This is a genomic window from Ruegeria sp. C2 (assembly GCF_056537765.1).
Genome location: NZ_JBQFRZ010000014.1, coordinates 61324 through 67688 on the forward strand (window position 1 = coordinate 61324; position 6365 = coordinate 67688).

7 protein-coding genes are annotated in these 6365 nt (G+C 55.1%); 3 read left to right on the plus strand and 4 right to left on the minus strand.

Annotated features, from left to right (window positions below; translation table 11 throughout):
- Positions 1-2: 2 nt before the first annotated feature.
- From ACR0IV_RS21035 to ACR0IV_RS21050, 4 genes are read right to left on the minus strand one after another with little or no spacing between them, the layout of a single operon-like run.
- Positions 3-884, minus strand: a complete 882-nt coding sequence (locus ACR0IV_RS21035) for an amino acid ABC transporter permease (protein WP_480472205.1) — start codon at positions 882-884, stop codon at positions 3-5.
- Positions 885-939: 55 nt separating this feature from the next.
- Positions 940-1773 carry a transporter substrate-binding domain-containing protein gene (locus tag ACR0IV_RS21040; protein WP_480472204.1) on the minus strand — a complete coding sequence of 278 codons (834 nt, stop codon included), beginning with the start codon at positions 1771-1773 and terminating at the stop codon, positions 940-942.
- A 36-nt stretch (positions 1774-1809) separates the two neighbouring features.
- Positions 1810-2652, minus strand: coding sequence for an amino acid ABC transporter permease (locus tag ACR0IV_RS21045; RefSeq protein ID WP_480472203.1), 843 nt, complete (start codon positions 2650-2652; stop codon positions 1810-1812).
- A 2-nt stretch (positions 2653-2654) separates the two neighbouring features.
- Positions 2655-3401: an amino acid ABC transporter ATP-binding protein gene (locus tag ACR0IV_RS21050; RefSeq protein ID WP_480472202.1), complete on the minus strand. Its 747-nt coding sequence runs from the start codon at positions 3399-3401 to the stop codon at positions 2655-2657.
- A 278-nt stretch (positions 3402-3679) separates the two neighbouring features.
- Here ACR0IV_RS21050 and ACR0IV_RS21055 point away from each other — a divergent pair, with 278 nt between their 5' ends.
- From ACR0IV_RS21055 to ACR0IV_RS21065, 3 genes are read left to right on the plus strand one after another with little or no spacing between them, the layout of a single operon-like run.
- On the plus strand, positions 3680-4258 hold the full coding sequence (locus ACR0IV_RS21055; protein ID WP_480660984.1) for a carboxymuconolactone decarboxylase family protein: 579 nt from the start codon (positions 3680-3682) through the stop codon (positions 4256-4258).
- Positions 4259-4269: 11 nt separating this feature from the next.
- Positions 4270-4857, plus strand: a complete 588-nt coding sequence (locus tag ACR0IV_RS21060) for a helix-turn-helix domain-containing protein (protein WP_480472200.1) — start codon at positions 4270-4272, stop codon at positions 4855-4857.
- Between the two features lie 12 nt (positions 4858-4869).
- A complete protein-coding gene (locus ACR0IV_RS21065; protein WP_480660986.1) occupies positions 4870-6243 on the plus strand; it encodes an MATE family efflux transporter in 1374 nt (457 codons plus the stop codon).
- Positions 6244-6365 lie beyond the last annotated feature (122 nt).

Here is a 6365-nt window from a genome sequence, read left to right on the forward strand (position 1 = left end):
GGCTAACGCCTGTCTGAGCGTTTTTCGAGGCGTGCGAACAATCGACTGAGGCCAAAGCAGACCACAAAGTAGAAGGCCGCTGTCGTGATCCACGCCTCAAATATCATGCGGGACGAAGCCACAAGCTCAACCGTTTTATAGGTCAGTTCCTGTACCGAAATCAGAGACAGGATCGAGCTGTCCTTGATCAGTGAAATAAACTGGTTTGCGAGCGGCGGCACCACTTTTTTCATCGCCTGCGGCAGGACCACATAGCGCAGTTCCTGAAACCGGCTCATGCCGATGGACCGGGCCGCCTCGCGCTGGCCTTTGGGAATCGACTGGATACCAGCACGGACGATTTCGCCAACAAAGGCACTTTCGAACAGGGCCAGAACGATGACGCCCGAGACCAGAGAGGGAAAGCGGCGCATGTCGCCAAAGAAGAATTCCCAAACCTGATTGTCCTCTTGCCGCGCAATGCTGCGGGCCCAGCGATCCAGGTTCAGCGCGTCGATCAGCTGTTGGGACAGGAAGAAGAAGAAGATAAAGACCACAACGACCGGCGGTACGTTGCGCAGAAATTCAAGATAGGTGCGGGCCAGCATGCGGATCGTCAGATTGCCCGAACAGCGCGCAACGCCCAGAATGGTGCCCAGGATCAGGGCCAGAATGCCGGAATAGATGCTGATGCGGATCGTTGCCACAAGGCCCTGCAACAGCAGGTTGGCAAAGTACTCCTCGCGCCCCGAATGCCAGCCGACGATATAGCCGGGGATCAGTTCCCACCGCCATTTGTAATTCAGCGTGCCTTCGATCGACAGCCAGATATACCCGAAAAACGCGATCAGAATCGCGACAATCAGGTAATCGGGCCATCTGAGTTTTTTCAGGAAGTCTTGCACCTAGGCCGCTCCGCGTCTGGGTCGGGGACGACGGTGCCGCCCCCGGTTCGTTCAGTTATTGCGCAACCTGATCGGCCCACTCTTCGGTGGCGAACCAGTAATTGTGACGTTCTTCCAACCAGCCAGAGCGCCAGTTCTGCGCGATCCAGTTGTTGAAAAAGTTTATCGCATCCGGGTCGCCCTTTCGCATAGCAAAGGCTTCGCCGCGCGGGTCGAACAAATCGCCCTCCAAAACGACCAGAGTGTCAGGATTACGGCCCGCCTCGCGGTTTGGCGTGGGCTGCGATGCCATGGTTGCATGGGCATTGCCATTGAGAACCTCTTGGGTCGATGCGCCGTCCTCATCAAACAGCAGCAGATTAGCCTCGGGGAAATTCTCGGCGATAACAACAGCTGGCGTGGCCCCGCGACGTGCGGCAAATGTCACGTCCGGAGAGTTCAGGTCCTCTCGGGTCATGCCTGCCGTCATTTCCTTGTTGGCCAGAATGGCCAGACCGGAAAACGCATAAGGGTCGGTGAAATTCACCGTCAGGTTCCGCTGCGCCGTCACCGACATGCCCGAGATGATCACATCGAAGTTGCCCGACACCAGCGCGGGGATGATGCCATCCCAAGCCGTAGGCACGAATTCGACCTCAACCCCCATGTCTTCGGCCAGTTTGCGCCCGACATCCAGTTCAAACCCGATCAGGTCACCGTTCTTGTCTCGCATGGACCACGGCACGAACAACGACAATCCGATGCGGATCACGCCGTCTTGTTTGATGGTTTCAATTACACTTTCGCTGGACAGGCCCTGGGTCGCGCTTTGCGCCCAACCCGATGTGGCGACACTTGTTGCCACGACCGCGCCGAGAGCGGCCCCCAACATTCTGCGAGAAAGCTTCATCTTGGTTCTCCTTGTTGTCCGACATAGTTCTCAGTTTTATTGGTCGACGGCATATTTCTTCTCCAGATGGCTCACGCCGATCGACAGGATCAGGGTCACCACCAGATAAACCAGAGCGATGGTGAACCAGATTTCGAAACTCATGTAGGTATCGGAAATGATGTTGCGGCCAAACGTGGTCAGTTCGGCCACCGCAATCACGCTGACAATCGCCGAGGACTTGATCAGATGAACGACCTCGCCGGTCATAGGCGGTAGCATAAAGCGCACTGATTGCGGCAAGATGATATAGCGATAGGTCTGATAGGGGCTCATCCCGATGGATTTCGCAGCTTCCCATTGACCGGTTGGGATCGCATTGATCCCTGCCCGAAAGATTTCGGAAATCAAAGCCGAGTGGAACACCGCCAATGTCAGAATACTGGCGGTGTAGCGGTCAAATCCAAAGATCGGGCCAAGCACATAGTAGAAAAGGTATAGCAGAACCAACAATGGGATGTTGCGGATCAGTTCCAGAAACCCCACCGCGACAGCTGATCCGATTACAAGACCTGACAATCGCAGCAATGCTATGAGAAGACCAATCGCTGTCGCCAGCAGGAACGATATCACCGACAGTTTGATTGTAGCAACCAACCCGATTGGAATTTCGCCCCATTCAAACCCGACCTCGGTGTTGCGGTACAGGAATTGCGGCACGCGGTACCATTGCCAGTTATACCCCATGCTTTGCGCACCAACATAGGCACCGTATGAGATCAACCCGACAATGATGGCGTAGATCGCAATCGAAATCAGAACCGAGTCGAAAAAACGCTTCAGGATAGGCGGCCTTGGCAGCGGCTGACCCTTTGGTCCGGAGATGCCCAGATCGCTCATGCTCAGTGGGCCAGAATCTGATCCAGGAACAAGCGGCACCGCTCACTGGAAGGATTGGTAAAGAACTGCTCAGGTGGCGAGACCTCGACGATCCGCCCTGCCTCCATAAAAACCATCGTGTCCGCGACCTTACGGGCGAAACCCATCTCATGTGTGACGACGACCATGGTCATGCCGGTGTCGGCCAGTTCGACCATTACATCCAGAACCTCGTTGATCATCTCGGGATCAAGCGCCGAGGTCGGCTCATCAAACAGCATGATCCGGGTTTCCATACACAAGGATCGTGCAATGGCCACGCGTTGCTGTTGCCCGCCCGAAAGCTGCGCAGGGTATTTGTCCGCTTGTTCCGGGATGTGCACACGCTCTAGGTAATTGCGCGCGGTCTCTTCGGCCTGAGCCTTCGAGATTTTGCGCACTTTCATCGGACCAATCGTAAGGTTTTCAAGAACCGTCAGGTGCGGAAACAGATTGAACTGCTGGAACACCATTCCGACTTCCTGACGCAGTTCGCGAATTTCCTTGGCGCCGTCATAGACCTCGATCCCGTCAATCACGAGGCGACCGGAGTTGTGCCATTCCAAACCATTGAAGCAGCGGATCAACGTCGACTTGCCGGAACCGGACGGGCCGCAAATCACAACCTTCTCGCCCTGATGCACCGTCAGATCAATATCTTTCAGCGCGTGGAAGGTGCCATAAAACTTGTCCAGATTGGTCACTTCGATCATCGGAGTGGCTTGGTTCATGTCGTGCCTGTCTGGGTTCGGGACGCCAAGGTCGGTTGTTTGAAGTTGTCACGGGCGCACCACGCCCGGCTGCGCAGCCTGGTCGACCATCACAATTCAGCCGGTATAGGACGGCCGCTGCGACTGCGTGGAGCGGTCGGCCAAAGCCAGAGACTCCTCAAAGTTGTTGCACTGTAATTAATATGGTTGCTTAATATGCAATACTCGTCAATAAAAAAGTCAGAGCGAAGGATTACACTGCCTGAAATTTGTGCTCGTGACCAAAGGAGGAACTGTGGATGTCCGCATGGATCAGGATGATATCTGACGAAGATGCCGACGCGCAGCTGCGGACCACTCTGGACCTGGCGCGTACGCCACATGGAACGGTGGACAATGTCATGCGCGTCCATTCTCTGCGACCTAACACCATGAAAGGCCACGTGATTTTGTATCGGGCCTGCCTTCACGATCAGGTCAACACCGTTCCGATGTGGTTTCAGGAAGTCATCAGCTCTTACGTCTCCACACTCAACACTTGCCCGTATTCCTACGCCAATCACTGGGCCAATGCGCGCCACCTGATCGGCGACGACGCGCGCGCTGACAAGATCGAAGCCGCACTGAAAGCCCACCGCCCGCAAGAGGCGTTCGAAGGCGCCCATCTTGAAGCACTTAGATATGCTGAGAAGCTGACAATCTCACCGGGCACGATGATCGAATCAGACGTCACTGCCCTTAGGGAATCCGGATGGTCGGATGGAGAAATTCTCGAAATCAACCAGATCGTTGGCTATTTCAACTACGCCAACCGATTGTTAAATGGCCTTGGCGTCACGACTAAAGGCGATGTTGTGGGGTATTACAGCAGCGAGTGAAAGGACGGATCATGCAAGGAGACCCTCCGGGCAGACAGATCGACCGCGCCATTGGTGCTTCGCTGAAGGAACTGCGTCAAAGCCGCAAACAATCCGCGCGTCGACTTGCTGAACAATCTGGTATTTCCGCCGCCATGGTCAGCCGCATCGAAAACGGATTGGTTTCCCCGTCGATTGACACATTAGCTGCATTAGCAGAAGCGCTTGAAGTCCCGATTGTGTCGTTGTTCCGTGAGGCGCGGACCGACCACACCGACTACACCCTTGTACGCCACGGTGAAGGACTGAAATCGACCCGCATCTCGGCGGGGCACAGCCACGAATATGTCAATCTGGCACTGCATTCACGAAAAGACCTGCGCTTTCAGGCGCGCCGCGTCACGCTGCTGCGCGAAGGTGGCCCACCCCCCACTTATGTGGGTCATGGCGTGGTCTTTGTGCAAGCCATCGAGGGCGAAGCCGTCTACCGATATGGCGAGGCCCGCTTTACGCTCTCGGCCGGAGACTCGATCAGCGTTGACGCTGAGCTCAACCATGGGTTCGAAGATGTTCTGACCCGCAAGTTTGTCTTTCTGACCGTTCAAGCCGAGCGCCCGTGAAGTCCTGATGACATGGCGGAAGCAATCGATCTTGAACTGACCAAAGGGTCCATTCCAAGTCACTTTCGGACCCTGGCTGTTCCAGGCGCGGTCGGAATGCTGTTCAGTACGCTGTACAATATCGTCGACATCTTTTTTGCAGGGCTCCTGTCCACCAGCGCGCAAGCAGGGCTCGCGCTAGGGTTTCAGGCCTTTTTCATCTCAATCTCGGTGGGCGTTGGACTGGGTGCCGCCATGAGTGCTCTGGTCGGCAATGCCTTGGGCGCAGGCGACAACAGAACGGCGCGACGACTGGCAGCGCAAGGGATGTCATACGGATTTGTTGCATCCTGCCTGCTTGCCCTGGCCGGATTGTGGTTTGGGCCCTTGCTGATCAAGCTGGTTTCTGAACCCGGCGTATACCGTGACGCGGGGCTACGCTATTTCTATTGGCTGCTTCTAGCAATGCCGGGGTTCCTGCTGGCCCATGGCTGTAACGGTATCCTTCAGGCCCATGGTGATGCTGTTTCCATGCAGCGGGCACTCATTGTGGCTTTTCTGGCAAACATTATTCTGAACCCGCTTCTGATCTACGGGATCCCGGGTGTGATCCCAGGTATCGGCTTTGATGGTTTGGCTTTATCCACTGTAATCAGTCAGACCGGTGTGATGATCTTTCTGATCCGGCAAGTGCTCCGGAGGCGACGGATGAAACGATTGCGTGTCGCCTATTTCATTCCCCGCATGAAACGGTTTGCCGAAATCTCTTTACAGGTTCTACCCACTGCTCTTTCCTTCATGGTCATGCTGCTGTCGGCCTTCGTCATGCAGTTCGCGCTAAAACTGTTTGGCGAACATGCCATCGCGGGGTACGCGATCGCAATTCGTCTGGAACAAGTTTTGCTGCTGCCCATTCTGGGCGTGACAGGCGCTCTACTGCCAATCGCGTCTCAGAATTTTGGGGCACGTGATAATCAGAGAGTACGCGCCGCGCTAATCTACTGCTGGCGCATCGGCTTCATCATGTCACTGATCGCGATCCCGATCCTCTGGTTTGGCGGACCCTTGCTTATGCGACTTTTCACAACGGACCCCGAAGTGATCCGTGTCGGCGTCAGCTACTTACGCGTCGATAGCCTGATCCTGCCCTTCTACATGATGTTGTTTTCGATCAACTCGCTGCTGCAGGCTTTTAAGAAACCGATCTGGACAGTCTGGATCAGTCTGTATCGCCAGGGTTTCGGAGTGGCATTCTTTGTCTGGGTGTTTATTGGCCCTTTGGGATTCAATGAAATCGGGGTCTGGTTGGGAACAGCAGCGGCTGTTGTATCCGGTTGGGTCATCGCTATGGCATTGACCACAAAGATTGCACAAACACAGATCGGCGGTCTAAGATCACGGCGTTAATCGACCTCGGCTTAAAACGAGAATGAAGTCAGCAAGGTTCTGTTTCGAAGTTTACCGAAGTTCAGAGAAATACATCGGTCCTGCTTTGTTATGCGAGCAGTTCTTTGAATTGTTGAAAGGGA

Excerpts from the sequence above, each read along its gene's own strand:
- ACR0IV_RS21040 (WP_480472204.1), bottom strand. The coding sequence starts at position 1,773 with ATGAAGCTTTCTCGCAGAATGTTGGGGGCCGCTCTCGGCGCGGTCGTG.
- ACR0IV_RS21045 (WP_480472203.1), bottom strand. The coding sequence starts at position 2,652 with ATGAGCGATCTGGGCATCTCCGGACCAAAGGGTCAGCCGCTGCCAAGG.
- ACR0IV_RS21050 (WP_480472202.1), bottom strand. The coding sequence starts at position 3,401 with ATGAACCAAGCCACTCCGATGATCGAAGTGACCAATCTGGACAAGTTT.
- ACR0IV_RS21055 (WP_480660984.1), top strand. The coding sequence starts at position 3,680 with ATGTCCGCATGGATCAGGATGATATCTGACGAAGATGCCGACGCGCAG.
- ACR0IV_RS21060 (WP_480472200.1), top strand. The coding sequence starts at position 4,270 with ATGCAAGGAGACCCTCCGGGCAGACAGATCGACCGCGCCATTGGTGCT.
- ACR0IV_RS21065 (WP_480660986.1), top strand. The coding sequence starts at position 4,870 with ATGGCGGAAGCAATCGATCTTGAACTGACCAAAGGGTCCATTCCAAGT.